Annotated in this window: 24 protein-coding genes; 13 read left to right on the top strand and 11 right to left on the bottom strand. The window is 50.0% G+C overall.

Features of this window, described 5'->3' with window-relative positions:
• Window positions 1–7 precede the first annotated feature (7 nt).
• Entirely contained in the window at window positions 8–208 is a 201-nt protein-coding gene (locus HMPREF2661_RS02910; protein ID WP_049348678.1) for a protein MIGRI, read from the bottom strand.
• A gap of 117 nt (window positions 209–325) precedes the next feature.
• Between HMPREF2661_RS02910 and HMPREF2661_RS02905 the strand changes: the two genes are divergently transcribed.
• A complete protein-coding gene (locus tag HMPREF2661_RS02905) occupies window positions 326–1,462 on the top strand; it encodes a homoserine O-succinyltransferase MetX (protein ID WP_070822299.1) in 1,137 nt (378 codons plus the stop codon).
• Window positions 1,462–2,043: a methionine biosynthesis protein MetW gene (metW, locus tag HMPREF2661_RS02900; protein WP_049322294.1), complete on the top strand. Its 582-nt coding sequence runs from the start codon at window positions 1,462–1,464 to the stop codon at window positions 2,041–2,043. The genes HMPREF2661_RS02905 and metW overlap by 1 nt, the downstream gene beginning before the upstream one ends.
• Before the next feature lie 94 nt (window positions 2,044–2,137).
• Here metW and HMPREF2661_RS02895 read toward each other — a convergent pair whose 3' ends face one another.
• Together HMPREF2661_RS02895 and HMPREF2661_RS02890 are read right to left on the bottom strand one after the other, a co-directional pair.
• The gene (locus HMPREF2661_RS02895) at window positions 2,138–2,602 is read right to left on the bottom strand and encodes a low molecular weight protein-tyrosine-phosphatase (RefSeq protein WP_070822428.1); all 465 of its coding nucleotides are present in this window, start codon (window positions 2,600–2,602) and stop codon (window positions 2,138–2,140) included.
• Window positions 2,603–2,687: 85 nt separating this feature from the next.
• The gene (locus HMPREF2661_RS02890; RefSeq protein WP_070822298.1) at window positions 2,688–3,788 is read right to left on the bottom strand and encodes a conjugal transfer protein; all 1,101 of its coding nucleotides are present in this window, start codon (window positions 3,786–3,788) and stop codon (window positions 2,688–2,690) included.
• Window positions 3,789–3,992: 204 nt separating this feature from the next.
• Between HMPREF2661_RS02890 and gloA the strand changes: the two genes are divergently transcribed.
• Window positions 3,993–4,406 (top strand): lactoylglutathione lyase, encoded by a 414-nt coding sequence (gene gloA, locus HMPREF2661_RS02885; protein WP_049348681.1) that lies wholly within the window; start codon window positions 3,993–3,995, stop codon window positions 4,404–4,406.
• Window positions 4,407–4,459: 53 nt separating this feature from the next.
• Here the strand turns inward: gloA and HMPREF2661_RS02880 are convergent, their stop codons facing one another.
• Complete coding sequence (locus HMPREF2661_RS02880; protein ID WP_070822297.1) at window positions 4,460–5,209, bottom strand: lysophospholipid acyltransferase family protein; 750 nt, start codon at window positions 5,207–5,209, stop codon at window positions 4,460–4,462.
• Window positions 5,210–5,266: 57 nt separating this feature from the next.
• Window positions 5,267–6,022, bottom strand: coding sequence for a GNAT family N-acetyltransferase (locus HMPREF2661_RS02875; RefSeq protein ID WP_049322298.1), 756 nt, complete (start codon window positions 6,020–6,022; stop codon window positions 5,267–5,269).
• 178 nt (window positions 6,023–6,200) lie between these two features.
• Here HMPREF2661_RS02875 and HMPREF2661_RS02870 point away from each other — a divergent pair, with 178 nt between their 5' ends.
• From HMPREF2661_RS02870 to HMPREF2661_RS02860, 3 genes are all read left to right on the top strand, one after another.
• Window positions 6,201–7,133: an AEC family transporter gene (locus HMPREF2661_RS02870; RefSeq protein WP_070822296.1), complete on the top strand. Its 933-nt coding sequence runs from the start codon at window positions 6,201–6,203 to the stop codon at window positions 7,131–7,133.
• A gap of 182 nt (window positions 7,134–7,315) precedes the next feature.
• Complete coding sequence (gene dnrN / locus HMPREF2661_RS02865; protein ID WP_070822295.1) at window positions 7,316–7,789, top strand: iron-sulfur cluster repair protein DnrN; 474 nt, start codon at window positions 7,316–7,318, stop codon at window positions 7,787–7,789.
• Between the two features lie 162 nt (window positions 7,790–7,951).
• On the top strand, window positions 7,952–8,677 hold the full coding sequence (locus HMPREF2661_RS02860) for a DUF8095 domain-containing protein (protein WP_070822294.1): 726 nt from the start codon (window positions 7,952–7,954) through the stop codon (window positions 8,675–8,677).
• A 41-nt stretch (window positions 8,678–8,718) separates the two neighbouring features.
• Here HMPREF2661_RS02860 and HMPREF2661_RS02855 read toward each other — a convergent pair whose 3' ends face one another.
• Window positions 8,719–9,684 (bottom strand): tRNA dihydrouridine synthase, encoded by a 966-nt coding sequence (locus HMPREF2661_RS02855; RefSeq protein ID WP_070822293.1) that lies wholly within the window; start codon window positions 9,682–9,684, stop codon window positions 8,719–8,721.
• An 83-nt stretch (window positions 9,685–9,767) separates the two neighbouring features.
• Between HMPREF2661_RS02855 and HMPREF2661_RS02850 the strand changes: the two genes are divergently transcribed.
• Together HMPREF2661_RS02850 and HMPREF2661_RS02845 are read left to right on the top strand one after the other, a co-directional pair.
• Complete coding sequence (locus HMPREF2661_RS02850) at window positions 9,768–11,342, top strand: glycosyltransferase family 2 protein (RefSeq protein WP_070822292.1); 1,575 nt, start codon at window positions 9,768–9,770, stop codon at window positions 11,340–11,342.
• Between the two features lie 222 nt (window positions 11,343–11,564).
• On the top strand, window positions 11,565–12,893 hold the full coding sequence (locus HMPREF2661_RS02845) for an anaerobic C4-dicarboxylate transporter family protein (protein ID WP_070822291.1): 1,329 nt from the start codon (window positions 11,565–11,567) through the stop codon (window positions 12,891–12,893).
• A 69-nt stretch (window positions 12,894–12,962) separates the two neighbouring features.
• On the opposite strand, the gene HMPREF2661_RS02840 is transcribed toward HMPREF2661_RS02845, so the two are convergent.
• Window positions 12,963–13,388, bottom strand: a complete 426-nt coding sequence (locus tag HMPREF2661_RS02840; RefSeq protein ID WP_070822290.1) for a DUF4124 domain-containing protein — start codon at window positions 13,386–13,388, stop codon at window positions 12,963–12,965.
• Window positions 13,389–13,577: 189 nt separating this feature from the next.
• Here HMPREF2661_RS02840 and guaB point away from each other — a divergent pair, with 189 nt between their 5' ends.
• Entirely contained in the window at window positions 13,578–15,041 is a 1,464-nt protein-coding gene (gene guaB, locus HMPREF2661_RS02835; protein WP_049348691.1) for an IMP dehydrogenase, read from the top strand.
• Window positions 15,042–15,323: 282 nt separating this feature from the next.
• Window positions 15,324–16,343 (top strand): lipopolysaccharide heptosyltransferase II, encoded by a 1,020-nt coding sequence (gene waaF, locus HMPREF2661_RS02830; RefSeq protein ID WP_070822289.1) that lies wholly within the window; start codon window positions 15,324–15,326, stop codon window positions 16,341–16,343.
• A gap of 139 nt (window positions 16,344–16,482) precedes the next feature.
• On the opposite strand, the gene HMPREF2661_RS02825 is transcribed toward waaF, so the two are convergent.
• The 3 genes from HMPREF2661_RS02825 to rlmJ all read right to left on the bottom strand — a co-directional run bounded on the left by HMPREF2661_RS02825 (window position 16,483) and on the right by rlmJ (window position 18,854).
• Window positions 16,483–17,457 (bottom strand): class 1 fructose-bisphosphatase, encoded by a 975-nt coding sequence (locus HMPREF2661_RS02825; protein WP_070822288.1) that lies wholly within the window; start codon window positions 17,455–17,457, stop codon window positions 16,483–16,485.
• A 67-nt stretch (window positions 17,458–17,524) separates the two neighbouring features.
• Entirely contained in the window at window positions 17,525–17,878 is a 354-nt protein-coding gene (locus HMPREF2661_RS02820) for a hypothetical protein (protein WP_070822287.1), read from the bottom strand.
• A gap of 130 nt (window positions 17,879–18,008) precedes the next feature.
• Window positions 18,009–18,854 (bottom strand): 23S rRNA (adenine(2030)-N(6))-methyltransferase RlmJ, encoded by an 846-nt coding sequence (gene rlmJ, locus HMPREF2661_RS02815; RefSeq protein WP_070822286.1) that lies wholly within the window; start codon window positions 18,852–18,854, stop codon window positions 18,009–18,011.
• A gap of 125 nt (window positions 18,855–18,979) precedes the next feature.
• Between rlmJ and HMPREF2661_RS02810 the strand changes: the two genes are divergently transcribed.
• Together HMPREF2661_RS02810 and HMPREF2661_RS02805 are read left to right on the top strand one after the other, a co-directional pair.
• The gene (locus HMPREF2661_RS02810) at window positions 18,980–19,594 is read left to right on the top strand and encodes a riboflavin synthase (protein ID WP_070822285.1); all 615 of its coding nucleotides are present in this window, start codon (window positions 18,980–18,982) and stop codon (window positions 19,592–19,594) included.
• 15 nt (window positions 19,595–19,609) lie between these two features.
• A complete protein-coding gene (locus HMPREF2661_RS02805) occupies window positions 19,610–20,476 on the top strand; it encodes an ATP-binding protein (protein ID WP_070822284.1) in 867 nt (288 codons plus the stop codon).
• A 66-nt stretch (window positions 20,477–20,542) separates the two neighbouring features.
• Here the strand turns inward: HMPREF2661_RS02805 and HMPREF2661_RS02800 are convergent, their stop codons facing one another.
• A complete protein-coding gene (locus HMPREF2661_RS02800; protein ID WP_004519835.1) occupies window positions 20,543–20,971 on the bottom strand; it encodes a Spy/CpxP family protein refolding chaperone in 429 nt (142 codons plus the stop codon).
• Between the two features lie 277 nt (window positions 20,972–21,248).
• Between HMPREF2661_RS02800 and rpe the strand changes: the two genes are divergently transcribed.
• Window positions 21,249–21,929 (top strand): ribulose-phosphate 3-epimerase, encoded by a 681-nt coding sequence (gene rpe, locus HMPREF2661_RS02795; RefSeq protein ID WP_049322311.1) that lies wholly within the window; start codon window positions 21,249–21,251, stop codon window positions 21,927–21,929.
• Window positions 21,930–22,052: the final 123 nt, after the last annotated feature.

Genomic DNA, 22,052 nt, shown 5'->3' with positions numbered 1-22,052 from the left:
TTTTATTTCAATAAGAATTGGGAATATGCTTGAAAAACAGCATCATTAGATACCAAAACAGCGTCGCGACTGCCGCGCCCAGCAATACCCACGCGCTGATTTTGGCGATTTCCCGAATGGTGCGCTTTTGTTGGCGGCTGAACAGACGGTTCACAATCAATGCCGCGATGGCGCAAAAGAAAAAAAATCGCAAAAGCCTGCCTATCATTCCACATCCTCCCAAAAATATTGCCTCTAAATTAGGGCAGGCCGTCTGAAGCCTCATGCACAAAACAAAAACGAAACGTTATAATACCCCTTTTGCCGCATCACTTGGAAATTACAAATGACAACAAATGCCTCAGTGGGCATTGTAACGCCCCGGAAAATTCCGTTTGACACACCGCTTGCTCTGGAAAACGGCAAAACCTTACCCCGTTTCGACCTGATGATTGAAACCTACGGCACGCTCAATGCCGACAAAAGCAATGCCGTCCTTATCTGCCACGCCTTATCAGGCAATCATCATGTTGCCGGCAAGCACAGTGCGGAGGATAAATACGCCGGTTGGTGGGACAATATGGTCGGCCCCGGCAAACCCATCGATACCGAACGCTTTTTTGTGGTCGGTTTGAACAACTTGGGCGGTTGCGACGGCAGCACCGGCCCTTTGTCCGAGAATCCTGAAACCGGCCGCGAATATGGTGCGGATTTTCCGGTTGTAACCGTCAAAGACTGGGTGAAGTCCCAAGCCATGCTTGCTGATTATCTCGGCATCCAAAAATGGGCGGCCGTTGTCGGCGGCAGCTTGGGCGGCATGCAGGCATTGCAATGGACGATTTCTTTGCCCGAACGCGTTGCCCACGCGCTCGTTATCGCTTCCGCGCCTAAACTTTCCACCCAAAACATCGCGTTTAACGATGTTGCCCGCCAGGCGATTTTGACCGATCCCGATTTCCACGAAGGTAATTACCGCAGCCATCATACCGTTCCTTCACGCGGTTTGCGTATCGCGCGCATGATGGGGCACATTACCTATCTTGCCGAAGACGGTTTGGGTAAAAAATTCGGCCGCATTTTAAAATCAGATGGCTATCAGTATGGCTACGGCGTTGAATTTGAAGTGGAATCTTATCTGCGCTATCAAGGCGACAAGTTTGTCGGCCGTTTTGATGCCAATACTTATCTGCTGATGACCAAGGCGCTTGACTACTTCGACCCGGCCGCCGATTACGGCCACAACCTCACGCGCGCTGTGGAAAATGTGCAGGCCAAATTCTTTGTTGCCAGCTTCAGTACCGACTGGCGCTTCTCGCCGCAACGTTCGCATGAATTGGTCAAGGCATTAATCGCCGCGCAAAAATCCGTGCAGTACATTGAAGTCAAATCCAATCACGGCCACGATGCTTTCTTGATGGAAGACGAAGCCTATATCCGCGCGGTTACCGCTTACATGAACAACGTTTACAAGGACTGCCAATAATGAATCTGCGCGACGATTTGCAACTCATTTACGATTGGATACCCGAAGGCAGCCGCGTACTCGATTTAGGTTGCGGCGACGGCGAGCTGCTGGCCGCGTTGGTAGCGCATAAAAACTGCGCCGGTTACGGCATTGAAATCGATACCGACAGCGTGATTGCCGCCATGACCCGCGGTGTAAATGTTATTCAGGCCGACTTGGAAGAGGGCTTGGCGGCATTTGGCGATCAAAGCTTTGATGTGATTGTCTTGAGCCAAACCATTCAAGCCATGCAGAACACGGAAAAAATCCTGCGCTGCCTGATGCGCGTGGCCAAACAGGCCATCGTTAGCTTCCCTAACTTTGGTTACTGGCGCAACCGTTTTCAAATCGCCGTCGGCGGCCATATGCCGGTTTCCGAGCGCATGCCGTATCATTGGTACGATACGCCCAATATCCATTGGTGTACCCTCAAAGACTTTGATTTGCTGTGTGCCAAAAACAAAATCCGCGTGCTTGAGCGTGCGGTCATGACGGGTAACCGACAGGTCAAACATCTGCCGAACTTATTAGGCAGCCTGGCGTTTTACCGCGTGGGTTGATGCGGTGATTAATAAAGGCCGTCTGAACATGTCATCACGAAAGCATAGCTTTTGCGGATACCTGTTCAGACGGCCTTTTATTGTTCAAGCCGGTTTAAGCCTGTTTCAATTTTTCCAACAAGGCCAAACTGCCGGCATCGACCAGGCGGTAGGTTTCATCAAAGTCGCCTGTGTACCACGGATCGGGAACGTGGTTGTATCCTGAGTCGGGGATAAGGTCGGTCAGTTTGAAGATTTTGCCGGGGTGAAAACCGAGCTGTTTTTCGGTTTCTCTGAGGTTGTTGTCGTCCATCACGATGATGTAGTCGAAATGATCGGCATCGCTGGGTTTGATTTTGCTGCTGGTAAAGCCTGACGGGTCGATGCCGTGTTGTTTGAGCACGCGGCGCGTGCCTTCGTGCATGTTTTCTCCGTCGTGCCAGCCTGACGTGCCTGCGCTGGCTGTGATGACGGCATTGCCCATGCCTGCTTCGCGGGCGCGGTGGCGCAGGACGTATTCGGCCATGGGGGAGCGGCAGATGTTGCCGAGGCAGACGAAAAGGATTTTGTGGGTTTTCATGTTTGTGAAAATGAGCGGTAAGGTTTGAAAATCCATGCAACACGCTGAACCGTTTTCAGACGGCCTTGCGTGTTGCATTTTCAATTTAGTTTACATTGCTGAAGAAAGGATTATGGCCTTCCAGTTTCAACGCTTGGGCATAAGTCGGGATGTTTTCGTTTTCGCCCAATGGGTTGTGCAGCAGGTAGAGGTGCTCGATGCGGCATTCGGCCATCAGGTCGAGGAAGTTTTGCTGAACGATGGCGATATTGTCGGTTGAAGCCAGCTCCCAAGTGAAGGTCTGCGGAACGATTTCAAACGCGCTGTCGGTCGCGTTGAAGCTGAACTGGAGCTTGCCGTCCGCCTTGGCTGCGGCAACAACGCCGACGCGCGGGCTTTGCATGCGGATGGCGCGGATGGCGTTGGTAGCAAAAACGTCCATGGCCATGCGTTGGCGGGTGTGGCTGCCTTCGGTCAGGGCGTCAAGCGGCGTATTGGGCGAGAGCGGGTTGGTGAAGAGGGTAACGCCGTCGAGGGCGAGATGCTCTTGCCAAACCTGCATCAGCGGCAGGCCTGCCTGTTGCAGGTTGAGGCCCAAGGCCGTCTGAATGCTTTTATCGCCGTAGCCCAGCGCGTAAACAACATGGACGGATTGGCCTTCGGGCAGCGCCAATGGTTTGTATTCGAATTTTTGCAGGAATGCGCCTGCCGCTTCATCATTTTGCTTGGCTTGGAACCATTCGCCCGGGGTAACGCTGCTCAAGTCGGTCGATTGGACGAGGTAGGGCAGCCATTGCGTGTTTTGCGTGAGGGCGCGCAGGTTGGGGTAGTTTTGCAGGCAGGCGAAGAGGGATTCGGTAGGCAGCGTGAGCGGCAGGGTTTGTTCTTTTTTGCAACCGGCTACCAAAACGACAGGCAGGGCAAACCATTGGGCTTCGTTATCGTTTTCTGCCTTCAGGACTTCGCCCACGCTTTGAATCAGGCTGGTGTAAGTGCCGACATCGGGCGCCATGGTCATCGCCAATGAAAGGTTGATGTAATGGTTTTGACTGAGCATGGTGCGGATTTCGGTTTGCAGTTGGCCGGCCGAAAGCTTGCGTGATGCGGAGGAGGAGTTGTGCGCCAGCTGATAGGCATTGAGCAGAAGATGGTTTTTGATAGGGCTTTGCGGATAAGGGCGGGTATCGGGAAGAACAAAGGTTTTCATGGCGGTTTGAAGTGTTGTGTTGTAAGTGTGGCGATTATAGCAATTTAGTCGGTTGGTGTGCTTGTTAATACATGAAATTCAAATGACGGCAGGGTGTACGCTTCATTTTTATGCAGTTTCAGTGTCGGTATTTTGAGGCTGAAGAGGATGGTGCCCGATGTGTTATAATTCATGACCAAACATAATTCAGAAAGGAACAAAATCATGCGCTTGCTTCATACTATGCTGCGTGTCGGCAATCTCGAACGCTCTTTGGATTTTTATCAAAACGTATTGAACATGCAATTGCTGCGCCGCCGCGATTATCCTGAAGGCCGTTTTACTTTGGCTTTTGTCGGTTATGGCGATGAGGCGGACCATACTGTTTTGGAACTGACCCACAACTGGGATACCGAGTCTTACGACTTGGGCGATGCTTACGGCCATATCGCGATTGAAGTCGATGATGCTTACGCTGCGTGCGAACGTGTCAAAGAAAAGGGCGGTAAAGTGGTACGCGAAGCCGGCCCGATGAAACACGGCACGACTGTGATTGCGTTTGTCGAAGATCCGGACGGCTACAAAATCGAATTTATTCAAAAGAAAAGCGGTAGCGATTCGGTGCAATATTCATCTTAAGGCATAAGATAATGGAAAAGGCCGTCTGAACATTCAGACGGCCTTTTGTTTGATCAGCCCAACTGTTTTTGCTTTTCGCTCAACAGGGCGTGTACTTGAAGCGCGGTAGCGTAGCGGTCTTCTCCCGCTTCAATCGGATCGAGGAAATGCAGCTCGACCGTGCTGGAAGGCTGGCTGATGACCATGCAGATAGATTGCCAGAGGCTGATGTCGCCGTAGTAGGCGGTGTGCGGATTGGGGCTGCTGCCGTCCGGATTCGGATAGCGGCAGAGTGCCGGAATAATCGGTACGCCTGCATCGTAGGCCGTCTGAAAAAAGCTGGGTTTGAACGGCAGGATTTCACGGCCTTCGGTACTGGTGCCTTCGGGGAAAATGGTGACGGTATCGCCGTTTTTCAGCGCTTCGGTCACGCCGGCGATTTTGGCGGAGTTGCCTTTGATGCCGCGGTTGCGCGAGACGTAAACCGTTTGCGCCTGTGTGGCGAGATAACCGACCACCGGCCATTTGGCCACATCGTCTTTAGCCACGAAACGGCCGGGGAATGCGCCGTTGACTGCCATAATATCCAACCATGAAATATGGTTGCTGATAAGCATTTGGCCGCTGCCTTCTTGCGGCGGCGTGCCGAAAGTTTGCAGTTTCATGCCGCAGGAAGCGAGCACGCGCAGCGACCATAATTGGATCGCACGCAGTTTGCGTTTGCTGCTGTAAAAGGGAAACAGAAAAAACATTTCGGCCATGCCGTACAAAAGGCAGCCGGCAATGCAAAGGAGGCGGAAGATAAAACGGATTTTGGCGGTCATTGTGTGTGTTTTTATAAAAGATGAGGCAGGCCGTCTGAAGTTTCAGACGGCCTTTTATTATGAATCGGTTTTAGGGGCGAAACGCTGCAAGTAGCGGTCGGAAAGGTGGCTGATGTCCATCATGATCAGCACATCCGCGCAGTTAAACGCTTCATCGACGCAAGGTTCGCCGCAGAACCACGCGCCTGCTTTGAGATAGCCTTTGATCAGTGCAGGCACGGGCGGATTTTCAGACGGCGTGATGCTGTCCCATTTGAGCGGATTGAGCGGTTTGACGCGCCATTGTTCCGGAGCGAGGTATTTGCCTTTCAAGGCATGATACAGGCCGGCCGCATCGCTGCCGCCGTCGCGCATTTCGATACTGCCGCAACCAATCATAAAGCGCAGGTTTTCGTCTTTCATGAATTTGACCAAGCCGGTCCACAACAGCATGACCAAGCCGCCGTTGCGGTAGTCCGGGTGGGTGCAGGCGCGGCCGAGTTCGACGGTTTGCGGCAGGATGTCTTTCAAAGGCTCAAGGTCGAATTCATGCTCGCTGTACCAGCCGCCGACTTTTTTTGCGGTTTCTTCGGTAATCAGGCGGTAGCAGCCGATAACTTCGCCGGTTGCATCGTCAAACGCGAGCAGGTGGTGGCAATGCTCATCATAAGGATCGACATCGCGGCCGTCATTGCTTTCGATTTCCGCACCCAATTCTTGGGCAAAAACCTGATAGCGCAATCTTTGGGCGGCTTCGATTTCAGCTTGGGTTTCTGCAAGGCGTACGCTCAGGCCGATTTTGGGGCCCGTTTGATTGAAACGGCTGGGGGACATGATGTTTCCTGTTTGAAGAAAATGGCTGATTATAGCGGATATACGGACAGATTTATATTGGTTTGCTTTGCGGTAGGGCAAATTATGTCGGGTTGTTGGAAAAAGGCTTCAGGCCGTCTGAATTTGGCATGCCAAGCGGTAGAAGCGTAAAATCAACGTTTTTGCCGCTTTTTTTGTTATGGAAACCTCTTTTCTGCTTGCCGGAAAAATTACCGAGCTGACGTTGATTGTTTTGATGGGCGTGGCTTTGGTGAAGGCCGGGCTGTTGAAATCGGAAAATAGCTACACGCTCTCCGTCATCGCGCTTTACCTAATCAGCCCGTCTGTCATGATTCATGCTTTTCAGATGGACAATACGCCGCAGATTATCGAAGGGCTGAAGCTTTCCGTTATGCTGGCGGTGTTTTTTCATGTGGTGTTGATTGTTTTGGGCAGGGTGTTTAAACACTTGTTCAAACTCGATGCGCTCGAACACGCGGCGACGGTGTACAGTAATTCGGGCAACCTGATTATTCCTTTGGTGATGTCGGTCTTTGGGCCGGAATGGGTGATTTACACCACTGGTTTTATCTTGGTACAGACGTTTTTGTTTTGGACGCATCTGCGCCTGTTGATTTGCGGTCGCGGCAATGTGGCTTGGAAAACCATTTTCACCAATATCAACATCTTATCCATGTTGGTCGGGCTGCTGATGTTTGCCTTTCAAATCAAGCTGCCGCACATTGTCGATAATACTTTAGCGACGGTGGGCAGTATGATTGGCCCGGTTGCCATGTTGGTGGCGGGTATGCTGCTGGCCTCTTTGCCGTTGCGTTCGATTGTGTGGACGCCGAGGCTTTATCTCGTTGCTTTTTTAAGGCTGATTTTGATTCCGGTATTATTGCTTTTCGCCGTTAAAGCCTGCGGTTTTGCCCATCATGATGCGCATGCGGATACGGTTGTGTTAATCAGCTTTTTGGCAACGACTTCGCCTGCCGCTTCGACAGTTACCCAAATGGCGGTTGTTTACGGCAAAAATGCCCAAAAAGCCAGTGCGATTTATGGGCTGACGACCTTGCTTTGTGTGGTAACCATGCCGGTAATGATTGCCTTATATCGTTGGATTATTTAAGAAAAGGGCAGGCCGTCTGAAACTTTGACTTTATGTTTCAGACGGCCTGTTTGGTATTTTGATTTTGAAAATAACTTTTATTATCAATTAATTAAGCAATTAAAAAACTATACAAAGCCGCAAGCAGCGTGTATCCTTATGCCTAACATTCATCCAATATCAATCTTTAAAGGAACACAGCCATGACCGACTTGACCGTTTGGGAAACCGCACCTTTCAATTCCACCATCGACCATATCTTGCAGCGTTACCACAATGTCCACCGCGCCCAGTTTGAAGAGTTGGTTCCGCTGGCGCAAAAAGTGGCGCAGGTTCATGCCGATACTTTCCCTGCCGAAGTGCCTGATTTGTTGGCCTATATGCAAAACGAGCTGTTGATGCACATGATGAAAGAGGAGCGCATGTTGTTCCCGATGATTAATCAGGGTGTGGGTCGCGGCGCGGCCATGCCCATCAGCGTGATGATGCATGAACACGAAGACCACGATCAGGCCATCGCGCGTTTGGAAGAATTGACCAATAATTTTGAGCTTCCCGAAGGCGCTTGCGGCAGCTGGACCCGTTTGTACGCATTGGCCAAAGAGATGGTGGACGATTTGAAAGACCACATCCATTTGGAAAATGAGATTTTGTTCCACCGCGTTTTGGCTTCTTAAAATTTGAGCTTAATCAAGGCCGTCTGAATGTTCAGACGGCCTGTTCTTTAATCCCTTGCTAAGTTAGTACAATAGTTCTAAAATTTTAATAAAGAAAGAAACAAAAATAAGCAGTAAGGGCACACATCCGTTTTTTTTGTTTACTTGAGAAGGAGTGTATGAATGAAACATTCTAAAGTTTTACTATCGGGTATTCTGTTTGCTGCCGTGACTGCATGCGCCCAAGCGACGGACGGTAGCTGGAGCGCCCTGCAGGATACGAAAACAGGTGTGCAGTCGCGACCTTATTATGAATTTGGCAATGTGGTTCAGAAGATTTCTTTTAAGAAAACCGGCAATCCGGAAAATGGTCTGAAAAAGCCTGTATTGACGGTGTATCGCCAAGGCAAGCTGTTGGGCGAAGCATATAATTTGGAAGCCTCTCATGGCAGCCCCTTGTTGCCAACCCTGTTTCTGGTAAACGGCAAGTCATTAAATGTAAATGACGGCAACGATAAAAAACAATTGGCTTCTGCGAAGAGAATCGATTTTTACGATTTCGGCCACGGCCGTATCGGCCACGCAGTCTTTACCGCGCCTAACGGCATCTGTCAGGATATGAAACATGGCAAAGGCGTTTCCTATAAGCTGGTTACCAACTATATTGATTTTCCGGATTATCCTTCGCCTGAAAATATCTTGATTATTACGGCGCAAGGCAAATATCTGCGGGACGAGTTCATATTGGATTCTACCGCGTCAAGGGTGACCAGTGCCAATAAAGAGTTTGCCAGAAAATATGGCGAAGCCCTGAAATCCAAAAATGGCCCTGAGACCAGGCATGTGAATATGGCCAATGCAGCCAGTGCGGAAAAAGGCAGACTGTTGGCTGATTATATCTGTCAGTAATCATATTAAAGGCCGTCTGAAATTCAGACGGCCTTTTTGAATCATGAATGCATCTCTTGTTCAAACGACAGCAGAATCTGTTTTACTTCGTCCGCTTCTTTGACGGCGCGGATACGGTCGAACAATACCTGCGCCTGTTCAAACTCTTTTTTCATCATGCCCAGCCATTGTTTCAAACGGGCAACCGGATATTTGTTGTTGGCCTCTTTGGCTAGGCATAAGTCGAAGAACTGGACTATCCATGAGGAGACTTCGGCAAAGTCGGTGTCTTTCACTGTTTCGTCGTTTTCATATTGCTTGATTTGCCGCGCCAAGTCTGGACGGATAACCGCGCCGCGCCCGAACATCACGCTGTCGCAGCCGCTGACGGTTTTAATATCGAGATAGTCTTGAAGGCTGAACACATCGCCGTTGGCAGTAACGGGAATACTGACTGCATCGCGGATTTTGCGCACCCATTCCCAATGAGCCGGCGGTTCGTAGCCTTCGACCTTGGTGCGCGCATGGACGGTCAACGCGCATGCGCCGCCGTTTTCAATCGCAGAAGCGCATTCCAATGCCAGACTTTTGTCTTCATAACCGAGCCGCATCTTGGCAGTCAGCGGAATGTGTTGCGGCAGGCGTTGGCGCAGGGTGCGGACGATGTGGTAAATCAAGTCAGGCTCTTTGAGCAAGACCGCGCCGCCTTTGTGTTTGTTGACCGTCGGCGCAGGGCAGCCGAAGTTGAGGTCGATTTTGTCCGCGCCGAAACGCACGGCTTCCAAAGCATTGACGGCCATGTTTTCCGCATCGCTGCCCAAAAGCTGGACAGTACAGGGCGTGCCGGCCGGCGTGCGGTTGGCATGGGCGATTTCGGGAACATATTTAAGCCAAGTGGCGCGTGAGTGGACCGTGTGCGTAATGCGGACAAATTCGCTGACGCATTCGTCAAATCCGCCGATGCGCGTCAACAGGTCGCGCATCACATCGTCTACCAGCCCCTGCATGGGGGCAAGAATAAGCTGCATGGGTCAGGCCGTCTGAAAAAAGGAGGACATATTGTAGCGGTATATCGGTTAAAATACAGCTTCCTTTTTCAGACGGCCTTTTTATGATGCACACAATTCCGGCAACCGCCGCCATGTTGGTAAAAAATTCAGAACGTTATCTTTCAGAAGTTTTGAGTGCGCTGAAAGACTTTGACGAAGTCCTGCTGTTGGACAACGGCTCAACCGACCGTACTTTTGAAATTGCCAAGGGTTTTTCCAATGTCAGCTATTACAAGCATGACTTTATCGGGTTTGGCCCGATGAAAAATCTGGCGGCTAGACTGGCACAAAACGATTGGATTTTCAGCATAGACAGCGATGAAGTGGCGGATGAGGCATTAATTGAATCCATTCGTGAGGCCGTTTTGGAAAATGAGAAGGAACATATTTTTTCGCTTTCTCGTCTGAACCATTACCACGGCAGACTGATTAAAGGCTGCGGCTGGTTTCCGGATATTATTCCGCGCCTTTATCATCGCAGATTTACCCGTTTTTCCGACCGTCAGGTGCATGAGTCTTTGGTGTTGCCGCAGGAAGCCAAGGTTAAACAACTCGATGGCCATCTGAAACATTATTCTTTTGAAAACGCCGAAGGGCTGATTCAGAAAATGCAGCAGTACAGCTCGCTGTATGCGGAAGAAAACCGCTTTAAGAAAGACAGTTCTCCGTTTAAGGCTTTGCTGCATGGCGGCGTATCGTTTGTGAAGAACTATCTGCTCAAGCGCGGTTTTGCCTATGGCGCGGACGGGCTGACGATTTCGGTGTCCAATGCTCAAGGTTCGTATTACAAATATGTCAAACTTTACGAGCGCAACCGCACGATAACCGTCTCCCTCATCATCACTACCTACAATCGTCCCGATGCTCTGGAGCTGGTGTTGAAATCGGCCTTATCGCAAACCCGTCTTCCGGATGAGATTATTGTCGCCGATGACGGCTCAAGGCAGGAAACCGCCGAAGTGGTCGATTTTATCCGCCGCAGGGCAAGTATTCCGGTCAAACATTCATGGCAGCCGGATAGGGGTTTTCGTGCCGCCGAATCGCGCAACCGTGCGCTGGCGCAGGCGAAAAGCGATTATATTGTGTTGATTGACGGCGATATGGTCTTGGATCCGTCTTTTATCGCCGATCATTTGAAGATTGCCCGCAAAGGCCGTCTGATACAGGGTTCCCGCGTGATTTTGACTGAGGATAAAACGCAGGATATTTTGGACGAAGGCGATTTGCCTGCCTTGTCTATGTTCAGCTCGGGAATAGAAAAACGGCTTTCCGCCCTGCGCTGCCGTTGTTTGGCCAAACTGGCAGGCCGCAAAGGCAACCGCAAACACAAAGGTATCAAAACTTGCAATATGGGCTTTTTCCGCAGCGATGCGCTGGCCGTCAACGGGTTTGACAATAACTTTGTCGGTTGGGGCAGGGAAGACAGCGAATTTGTCGCCCGTTGCTATCATAATGGGATGAAACGCCATAATTTGAAATTTGCCGGCATTGCGTACCACCTCTGGCACAATGAGGCGGAACGCGATTCCTTGCCGCAAAACGATGCTTTGTTGGAGGCAACCTTGTCGGAACGCAAAATCCGCTGTGTTCATGGCGTATCGGATTTTATAAAAGATGAAGAAGTAGCCGGAAAATAGCCTTATCATCTTTTTAAACCATAGAGGCCGTCTGAAAATTTTCAGACGGCCTCTTTTGTATTTTTAAAAACCTAGCGCTTAAATGAGAATATTATTTATTTGATGTAAATCAGTATGTATAGTTCGGTAAAGTATGGTTAGGAAAGAGGGTTTGCTCTATAATTTGACCGTTTGTAATTTTATTTCGGTTAATACCGGATTTTGGGAGTTGTGATGTCAACTATGTTTTTTATCCAGTTTGCCGTTGTGTTGCTGTGTATCCTGATTGGTGCGCAGGTTGGCGGTATTGGTTTGGGCGTGCTCGGCGGTATCGGCTTGGCCGTATTGTCTTTTGGTTTCCATCTTCAGCCAACCAGCCCGCCGATTGATGTGATGCTGATGATTATGGCGGTAGTGTCTGCCGCGGCGGCCATGCAGGCCAGCGGCGGTTTGGACTATATGATTAAGATTGCCACGCGCGTGTTGCACCGCAATCCGAAATACATCACCTTTATTGCACCGGCGGTAACATACACCTTTACCGTGTTGGCAGGTACAGGCCATGTGGCTTACTCGGTCTTGCCCGTGATTGCCGAAGTCAGCCGTCGCAATGGCATCCGTCCTTCCCGTCCGCTGACGATGGCGGTTATCGCTTCCCAATTTGCGATTGTCGCCAGCCCGATTGCCGCCGCGGTTGTTGCCTGCGTCACCATGCTTGAGCCGCAACATATCACGATGTCGGATGTGTTGAAAGTTACCGTTCCGTCCACGATTTTGGGTATCGGTTTGGCTTGCGTGTTTGTAAACAAACTGGGCAAAGAATTGAAAGACGATCCGCATTATCAGGCTTTGTTGAAAGACCCGAACTATGTGAAAGAATACATCGATGTGGAGGAGCAAAAAACCGATGTCGCCATTTCGCCGAAAGCCAAATTGTCGGTCGGTATTTTCTTGACTGCGGCATTGCTGGTGGTTGTGATGGGTGCGCTGCCTGAGCTGCGTCCTGCTTTTGAACACGATGGCGCGATCAAACCTATGGGCATGGCGCATACGATTGAAATTGTGATGTTGTCTGCTTCTGCGCTGATTATTTTGGCGTGTAAACCCAATGGCGATGCGATTACCCGAGGTTCGGTATTCCATGCCGGTATGCGTGCCGTGATTGCAGTGTTTGGCGTGGCTTGGTTGGGCGATACCTTGATGAACGGCCACTTGGCAGAAGTGGAATCGACCGTCAGCCATTTGGTTGAATCTGCACCGTGGACTTTTGCCTTTGCCTTGTTTATCTTGTCGGTATTGGTCAACAGCCAAGGCGCGACAGTAGCGACGCTGTTCCCAATCGCCATCAAACTGGGTATTCCTGCGCCCATCATTATCGGCACATTTGTCGCGGTAAACGGCTATTTCTTCATTCCAAACTATGGTCCGATTATTGCCGCTATCGACTTCGATACAACCGGCTCAACCAAAATCGGCAAATTCATCTTCAACCACAGCTTCATGATTCCGGGCTTGTTGAGCATGGCATTTAGTCTGGCGTTCGGTTTGTTGTTGGTTCAACTGTATTATTGATGGACTGAACAATGAAGGCCGTCTGAAATTTAATTTCAGACGGCCTTTTTGATATTGTTATTTGAGAGCTTAATTGCAGTATTTATTGACGTCGTTTTGGTATTGCTTAATCAGGCTGTCGCGATTGGCCAAGCGTGCGCTTTCGGCGACTTGGCGGTTGATTTTGGCGATTTTGCAGTTTTCCAGCTTGTTTTGGCGGTTTTGCTCTTCGATTTTTTTGTTGCGCTCTTCAATTTGTTTGTTTTGTTCCGCAACCTGTTCGTTGGGCTGCTCGGCAACCGGCTCAGATGCTGCAACAGCAGGCGCAACGGCAGGTTTGACGTTGTGCGTGCGGATGTTGACCACGCCGGAACGCTTCGGTTGCAGACGGTTTGGCGTATCGGAATAGCTGTTGCCCGATGCGCCTTTCCAAGTGTACACCTCGGCCGCGCCGGTCAGGGTGGCGGAAGAGAGAAGGGTTGCTATCAGACAGGTTTTGAGTACGGAAGATTTCATGGGTTTCCCTTATGTAAATGATGTTCTCATGCGGCTTATTTTACTTGAAACTGCAATGCGTTGGCATATTTTTGTACGCTAAATCAAATCATGTAAAAAAATAACGTTAAAACGTGTATTGCCAATGTTAGCATCAAGCCGGTGTGATATAATGCCGTGCATCTTGCACAAACTGAAAGACTGAGCATCATGCGTATTGTAGAAAAAGCCTATACTTTCGACGACGTTTTGTTGGTTCCAGCGCACTCAAACGTGCTGCCTCGAGATGTCAAACTTCAAACCAAACTCACCCGCGATATCACGCTCAACCTCCCTCTACTTTCTGCTGCAATGGATACCGTTACCGAAGCGCGTCTGGCCATCTCTATGGCTCAAGAAGGCGGCATCGGCATTATCCATAAAAACATGACGCCGGAGTTGCAAGCGCGTGCCGTTTCCAAAGTGAAGCGCCATGAGAGCGGCGTGGTGAAAGATCCCGTTACCGTTGCGCCGACCGCATTGATCCGCGACGTATTGGAAATGCGCGCACAACGCAAACGCAAAATGTCCGGTCTGCCTGTTGTTGAAAACGGCAAAGTGGTTGGTATTGTAACCAACCGCGACCTGCGTTTTGAAAACCGTGTCGATCTGCCTGTTTCTGCCATCATGACCCCCCGCGACCGTTTGGTTACCGTTCCTGAAGGTACCAGCATCGACGAAGCCCGAGAAATCATGCATGCGCACAAAGTAGAGCGCGTTTTGGTATTGAACGACCAAGATGAACTCAAAGGTCTGATTACCGTTAAAGATATTCTCAAAACAACCGAATTCCCTAATGCCAACAAAGATGCCGAAGGCCGTCTGCGCGTCGGTGCCGCGGTGGGTACCGGCGGCGATACCGAAGAGCGTGTCAAAGCATTGGTGGAAGCAGGCGTGGACGTGATTGTGGTCGATACTGCCCACGGCCATAGCCAAGGCGTTATCGATCGCGTGCGCTGGGTCAAAGAAACTTATCCGCACATTCAAGTCATCGGCGGCAACATCGCGACTGCCCAAGCCGCTTTGGATTTGGTGGCCGCCGGTGCGGATGCCGTTAAAGTCGGTATCGGCCCGGGTTCGATTTGTACCACCCGTATCGTGGCCGGCGTGGGCGTGCCTCAGCTGACTGCGATTCACAATGTTTCCGAAGCCTTGAAAGGTACAGGCGTTCCCCTGATTGCCGACGGCGGTATCCGCTTCTCCGGCGATATTGCCAAAGCTCTGGCAGCAGGTGCATACAGCGTCATGCTCGGCGGTATGTTTGCCGGTACGGAAGAAGCACCGGGCGAAATCGAACTTTACCAAGGTCGCTCTTACAAGTCTTACCGCGGCATGGGTTCATTGGGTGCGATGAGCCAAGGCTCTGCCGACCGCTACTTCCAAGACAAAACCGACAGCACAGACAAATATGTTCCTGAAGGCATCGAAGGCCGCGTTCCTTACAAAGGCCCGATTGTGAACATCATCCACCAGCTGACCGGCGGTCTGCGCTCCAGCATGGGTTATTTGGGTTGCGCCAATATTGCTGAAATGCACGAGAAAGCAGAATTTGTGGAAATCACTTCTGCCGGCATGAGTGAATCCCACGTTCACGACGTACAAATCACTAAAGAAGCGCCTAACTACCATCGTTAAACCACTATAAAAAGGTCGTCTGAAAATATTTCAGACGGCCTTTCTGTTTTTATAAGGTTTTAAAAATGAAGCAAATATTGCTTGCCGCTGTTATGTTTGGTATTTGGGGCGTGGTATTTGCAGAGTTTGCAGAATAATTGGGAAGACAAACTAAAACCAGAGTGCATCTGTTGAAATGACATGTATCAAATAGTACGTTCTGCTCAGGGCAATTAAACCAAGTTTCAGACGGCCTTTTAAAAATCGTATTACAATAAGCCAAAATTAAAAACACATTCCATTATGTCCAAAAAAATCCTGATTATTACCCCAAGCTGGATTGGTGACTGCGTCATGACCCAACCGCTTTATCGCCGTTTGCATGAGCTGCATCCCGGCTGCACCATTGATGCTTTTGCGCCCAAATGGTCGATGGCTGTATTTGAGCGTATGCCTGAAATCAATCGTGTGATGGAAAATCCGTTTGGACATGGTGCGTTGGAATTGAAAAAACGCTGGCGTATCGGGCGTGAATTGGGAAAAGAAGGCTATGATCAAGTGATTGTTTTGCCCGGTTCGCTCAAATCCGCCATTATTGCCTTGGCTACGGGTATTAAACAGCGTACGGGCTACGTCGGCGAATCGCGCTATTTTTTGTTGAACGATATCCGCAAGTTGGATAAGGCTGCGTTGCCTCTGATGGTTGACCGCTATACTGCGCTGGCGTATCCGACCCAAGCGGATTTTAACGGGCATTCTGATAATCCGTGTTTCACGATTGATCCCGAAAGCCGTCAAGCCGCTTTGGCAAAACATGGTTTGACGACAGATAAACCGATTTTGGCATTTTGTCCCGGTGCGGAATATGGCTCGGCCAAGCGTTGGCCTGCGCGTCATTTTGCCGAACTGGGCCGCCGCTATTTGGCTAAGGGTTGGCAGGTTTGGCTGTTTGGTTCGCAAAAAGATTTCGATATTGCAGATGAAATCAACCGGCTTTCAGACGGCCTGTGTACCAATCTTTGCGGCAAAACCAATCTTTCGGAGGCGATTGATTTGTTGTCTTGCGCCGATACGGTCGTGTGCAACGACAGCGGTCTGATGCACCTTGCGGCCGCGCTTGATCGGAAATTGGTTGCGGTTTACGGTTCATCCAGCCCTGACCATACGCCGCCTCTAAGCCCAAAGGCAAAAATCGTCAGCTTGAATTTGGATTGCTCGCCTTGTTTCAAGCGAGAATGTCCGTTGGGGCATACGGATTGTTTGAACAAACTGACGCCGGATAGGGTGCAAAAAGCGGCGGAAGAGCTGGCTCGTTCGGCGTAATCCAATAAAGATTAGATGGAAAGCAGCAAAGGGCAGATTTGAGTCTGCCTTTTTGATTTTTGTTTCTTTTATTTTTTAACGAAAGGCCGTCTGAAAATCATATTTCAGACGGCCTTTGGTTTGAAATCAATACATCTGATTATTTTTGATGCAGATTGTAAACGTATTCCACTTCTTCGCGGCTGCCCATGAATACGGCAACACGTTGGTGCAGGCCGGTAGGTTGGATGTCGAGCATGGCTTCGATGGCGTTATTTGATGCACCGCCGGCTTGTTCCATAATCAGGCTCATCGGGTTGGCTTCGTACATCAGGCGCAGTTTGCCCGGTTTGGATGGGTCGCGTTTGTCTTGCGGATACATGAATACGCCGCCGCGCATCAGGATGCGGTGGATTTCGGCAACCATGCTGGCTACCCAGCGCATATTGTAGTTTTTGCCGCGTACGCCGGTTTCGCCTGCCAGCAATTCGTCAATGTATTGTTGAACAGGGGCGAACCAATGTCTTTGGTTGGACATATTGATGGCGAATTCTTTAGTGGATTCTGGAACGCGCGGATTTTCTTTAGTCAGTAGGAATTGGTTGGCATCGTCCAGAGTGAAGACAAATACGCCGTGACCGACAGTCAGTACCAGTTGGGTTTGCGGACCGTATAAAACATAACCTGCAGCCACTTGGTCGCGGCCTTTTTGCAGGAAGGATTCGGTAGTCAATGCGCCTTCAGGTTTGGCCAAGACGGAGAAAATGGTGCCGACGGAGATGTTGACGTCGATATTGGATGAGCCGTCCAACGGGTCAAACAATACCAAATAGCCGCCGTTTTCGTGTGTGGCGACATAGGTGTCTTCTTCTTCGCTGGCAAGGCCTGCGATGTTGGCATTGGCTTTTAAAACATCAATCATGATGTTGTTGGCGATGACATCGAGTTTCTTTTGGTCTTCGCCTTGGATGTTGCCGGTACCGGCCATGCCCAAAACGCCGGAAAGCGCGCCGAGGCGGACTTTGGCGTTGATGTCCAAACAGGCGGCAGCTACGGACTCCAGTACGCCGGCCAGCTCTTGCGGCAGTTTGTGTTCGGGCAGGTGTTGGGCTAAGAATTGGTTCAATGTCTTCATGGTTTCACTCTTTTCCTAAGTTTGAATCGAATATTTTTCAATTTCAGGCCGTCTGAAAACGGCGTGTTCATTTGGTTTTGCTCTCGGCCATGCCTAAAACTTCTTTAGTGCAGGCAATGCTGGTGTCTTTGATGCGTTTTTTCAGCTCGTCGCTCATGGAGTCGCTGCCGCCCAAAAGCGAGGTCGCTTCTTCAGGATTGATTTGGTCGACTGTTTTTTCGCCGATACAGCGGCAGATTTTTTCAGTGGTCGCGGAATCAAACGGGCTTTTTCCTGAGGCTTTTTCTACGCAGGCTTCGGTTGCCGAGCGGACAAATTCGGTGCGGAAACTTTGGGTAAATTCTTCTTTAAATTCGTTTTTTACTGATTCGCTGCACGCGCAGAGCAGGAGCGTGCAAGCTAGGGGTGTGCGTATATTCATGAGTGGACGGCCGTTAATTGTTATGTTGTGAATTGTAGTGGAAAAAGGCTTAAGTATAAAGGGTTAAGGCCGTCTGAACAGGTATGGCGGCAAAATCGAAGCGCTTGGGTATGCGTTCAGACGGCAGCGTTTATTTCGTTTTGCTTTCCAATACATAATGCGCGCCGGCATCTTGCGCCAAAATTTTGGCAAGTTCGGGCAGATTGTTTTGCAACTGTTCGGCAAGCATATAGGGCGGGTTGATGATGAACATACCGCTGCCGTGCATACCGAAGCTGTTGCTGCTCGGCGTATGGACATGAAGCTCGGCGTGCAGATGATTGTCGGGAGCGATTTTTTTGAGTTCGTCTGGCAGTTTGCAGCTTTCTTCGCGGCTCAGGCAGGGATACCAAACCATGTAGCAGCCGGTTTCAAAGCGTTTCAAAGCATCTTTCAAAACTTGGACGACACGGCGGTAGTCTTGTTTTTCTTCGTAGGGCGGATCAATCAAGACGGCGGCTCGGCGGGGCGGAGGAGGCAGAAGTGAAATCAAACCTTGATAACCGTCCGCTTGGCTGACCTGTACTTTACGCGCAGGACGGGCTTCGCGCATATTGTTTTGCAAATGGACAAAATCGGCAGGATGCAACTCAAAGAGGCGCATTTTGTCGCTGTCGCGCGTGAGCGCCTGTGCCAGCCAAGGCGAGCCGCAGTAAAGGTTGTCTTGCGGCAGTATTTGTTTCAGACGGCCCACAAATTCGGCCAATTCGGCAGGCAGCTTGTCAGCTTGTTCCAAGAGCGCAATGCCTTGTTTGTATTCGCCGACTTTTTGCGCTTCATCGCCGCTCAAATCATACAAACCGGCACCGCTATGCGTATCGATATACCAATAGGGCTTGTCTTTGCGGTTGAAATATTCGAGGACGAGGAAGAGGGTAAAGTGCTTGAGCATATCGGCATGGTTGCCGGCATGGAAGGCGTGGCGGTAGCTGAGCATGATCGGGCGGCGGAAATAAAAAACCGATTATACCCCAAACCATCGCCACCACCGCTTTCAGACGGCCTTTGTGCCTGGAAAATGCTACAATATCCGCCTTATCGTACCATCGGAAAGAAGACATCATGTTTACAGGCATCGTACAAGGCATGGGCAAAATTACAGACATTGCCCAACCTTCGCCCGACTTTCGTACCCACACTGTCGAGCTACCCCCCGAAATCGCCGACAATCTGCAAACCGGCGCCTCTGTCGCCAACAACGGCTGTTGCCTGACCATTACCCGAATTGACGGCAACAAAGTCAGCTTTGATTTGATGGACGAAACCTTACGCAAAACCAATCTCGGCAGCTTGAAAGTCGGCGACAGTGTCAATTTGGAGCGCGCGGCGCGGTTTGGCGACGAAATCGGCGGCCATGTGATGAGCGGCCATGTGATGGCGGTTACCCGAATTTCCCGTATCGAATCCAGCGAGTTCAACCGCACCGTTTGGTTTGAGCTGCCGGAAAACCTCAAACCCTACATCCTGACCAAAGGCTTTGTCGGTTTGGACGGTTGCAGCCTGACCATAGGCGAAGTCGGCGACAGCGAATTTTGCGTACACCTGATTCCGGAGACATTGGAGCGTACCCTGTTTGGCAGCCGCAAAGAAGGCGACCTCATCAATATTGAAATCGATCCGCAAACCCAAGCCGTTGTCGATACCGTGATGCGTGTGTTGTCGCAAAAGGCCGTCTGAAAGAAGAAAGTAAAAATGAAATTGTCCGAATTTTTAAAAAAAGCCTATTCCGTTTTAAACCGTTTGGATTTAATCCTGCCTGACGAGCCGGGAAAAACCGACTGGCGCGCTTTGGCCTACCGTTGGTACAGCGTGGGCAAAAAAGGTATTTTGGAAAGCCTGCCGCGCCCGCATACGTTTCCTTTGAGCAGATTGGCGGCAGTCGGTTCGCAAACCGACAGGCTGAAACGCAATACCGAGCAATTTTTGGCAGGCCGTCCGGCAAATAATGTCTTGATGACCGGCGCGCGCGGTACGGGTAAATCCTCCTTGGTTAAAGCGTTATTGCACGAATACGCCGAGCGCGGCTTGCGTCTAATTGAGGTGGATAAAAGCGATTTGATCAGTTTGCCGGCTTTGTTGACGCTGTTGTCCGGCCGTCCTGAGAAATTTATCGTCTTCTGCGATGATTTGTCGTTTGAAACCGGCGATGAAACTTATAAAGCCTTGAAAACTGCTTTAGACGGCGGTCTGTCGCAACGTTGCACCAATGTTTTGGTTTATGCTACTTCCAACCGCCGTCATTTAATTCCCGAATACATGGATGAAAACGGCGGTACTACGGGTACCCGCGGCGAAATCCATCAGAAGGAAGCTGTCGAGGAGAAAATCTCCCTTTCCGACCGCTTCGGCTTATGGCTGAGTTTTTATCCTTTCGACCAAAACGATTATTTGACCGCCGTAGCCAACTGGTTGGACGATTTCAATGTGCCTTTTGACGATACGGCACGCCAAGCCGCGTTGCAATGGGCGCAAATGCGCGGCAGCCGTTCAGGCCGTTCGGCGTGGCAGTTTGCCTGCGACTGGGCAGGACGCTTGCTGGAAGAAAGAATGTTGGATTAAGGCTGAAAAAAGCAAAGGCCGTCTGAATATGGTTTCAGACGGCCTTTTTGTATTTTTATTTATCCATCAGCGCAAGCATGAAGACAACCACTGCTGGCGTTGGCGCGGATTGAGCAGATGATAGAGGCGGTATTGGATTTCCATTTCATCCACTGCATAGTCCATGCTGGAGAGGTAGCGGTTTTCAACATAATCGCGGGCGGCGTTTGAATCGAATGAGTCGCCGGAGAGGATTTTGATGATGGTTTGACGGCGGTTGCGGTCGGAGCGTACGGTTTTGCGGTAGGCTTTATCGTTGATTTGTTTGAAGTCGGTACGCAGGCGGCGCAGGGCGGCGTGTTGGTCGGCGGATAGATTAAGCTGTCGGATATCGCAATTGGGGTGGAAGTCGTCCAAAGTGGCCAGAAACGGACCGGCATGGGCAGGCAGGCTGGAACAGAGTAGGGCGAGTGCTAAGAAAGTAAAAGTCGGATAGCGGGAAAGTGCGACAGACACGGTGTTTTCCTAATATTTCATCAGGTTTGGAAATATAACCGATTAGCGTGTGAAAGGCAGTATCAAAGCAGTTAACTTTTGTTAATGATATTAGATTTTTCTGCACATGTATGTATTCAAATAATTTATTTTCAAAGCCTTACAATTTGATTCTAAGTTTCATTAATGTATGTGAAATGTAAATTCATAAAAATGACGGTAGAGACGTTGTCGGCAGCATACAACATAGGGGCAAAAATGCGATAATGACAAAGGAACACACTTTAGGAGAACAAACATGACCGACTACCGTATCGCCCCCAGTATTTTGTCTGCCGATTTTGCCCGCCTGGGCGAAGAGGTTGCCGAAGTTATCCGCGCCGGTGCGGATTTGATTCATTTTGATGTGATGGACAATCATTACGTGCCGAATCTGACTTTCGGCCCTATGGTTTGCGCGGCTTTGAAACCGTATGCAACCGTGCCGGTCGATGTGCATTTGATGGTTGAGCCGGTGGACGATTTGATTCATGCGTTTGCCAAAGCCGGTGCCAATATCATTACTTTTCATCCAGAAGCCAGTCGCCACATCGACCGCAGCTTGGGTTTGATTAAAGAATACGGCTGTCAGGCAGGCTTGGTATTGAATCCTGCTACGCCGGTCAATATTCTGGAAAACGTTTTGGACAAACTGGATATGGTTTTGTTGATGTCGGTCAATCCAGGCTTTGGTGGACAAAGCTTTATCCCGAATACGCTGGTGAAAATCCGCAAAGTGCGCGAGATGTTGGACGAGTATGAACGGCAAAGCGGCCGCCGTATCGCATTGGAAGTCGATGGCGGCGTGAAGACAGACAATATTGCTGAAATTGCGGCGGCAGGTGCGGATACATTTGTCGCAGGTTCGGCGATTTTTGGCAAACCGGATTACAAAGCCGTTATCGATGAAATGCGCCAACAGTTGGCGCAAATCGGGTAACCAAGCTGGGATATTCTTAGTTTCCAAACTTTAAATAATCAATGTTTAATATTAAAGGCCGTCTGAAATAATTTTCAGACGGCCTTTTGTTTTGGGGCTGACGTAGATTAGCAGTTATGCTAG

The organism is Neisseria sp. HMSC061B04 (assembly GCF_001836705.1).
Taxonomy (GTDB): Bacteria; Pseudomonadota; Gammaproteobacteria; order Burkholderiales; family Neisseriaceae; genus Neisseria.
The sequence above is the reverse complement of the archived record's forward strand: the minus strand, read 5'-3'. Positions and strand labels throughout refer to the sequence as shown.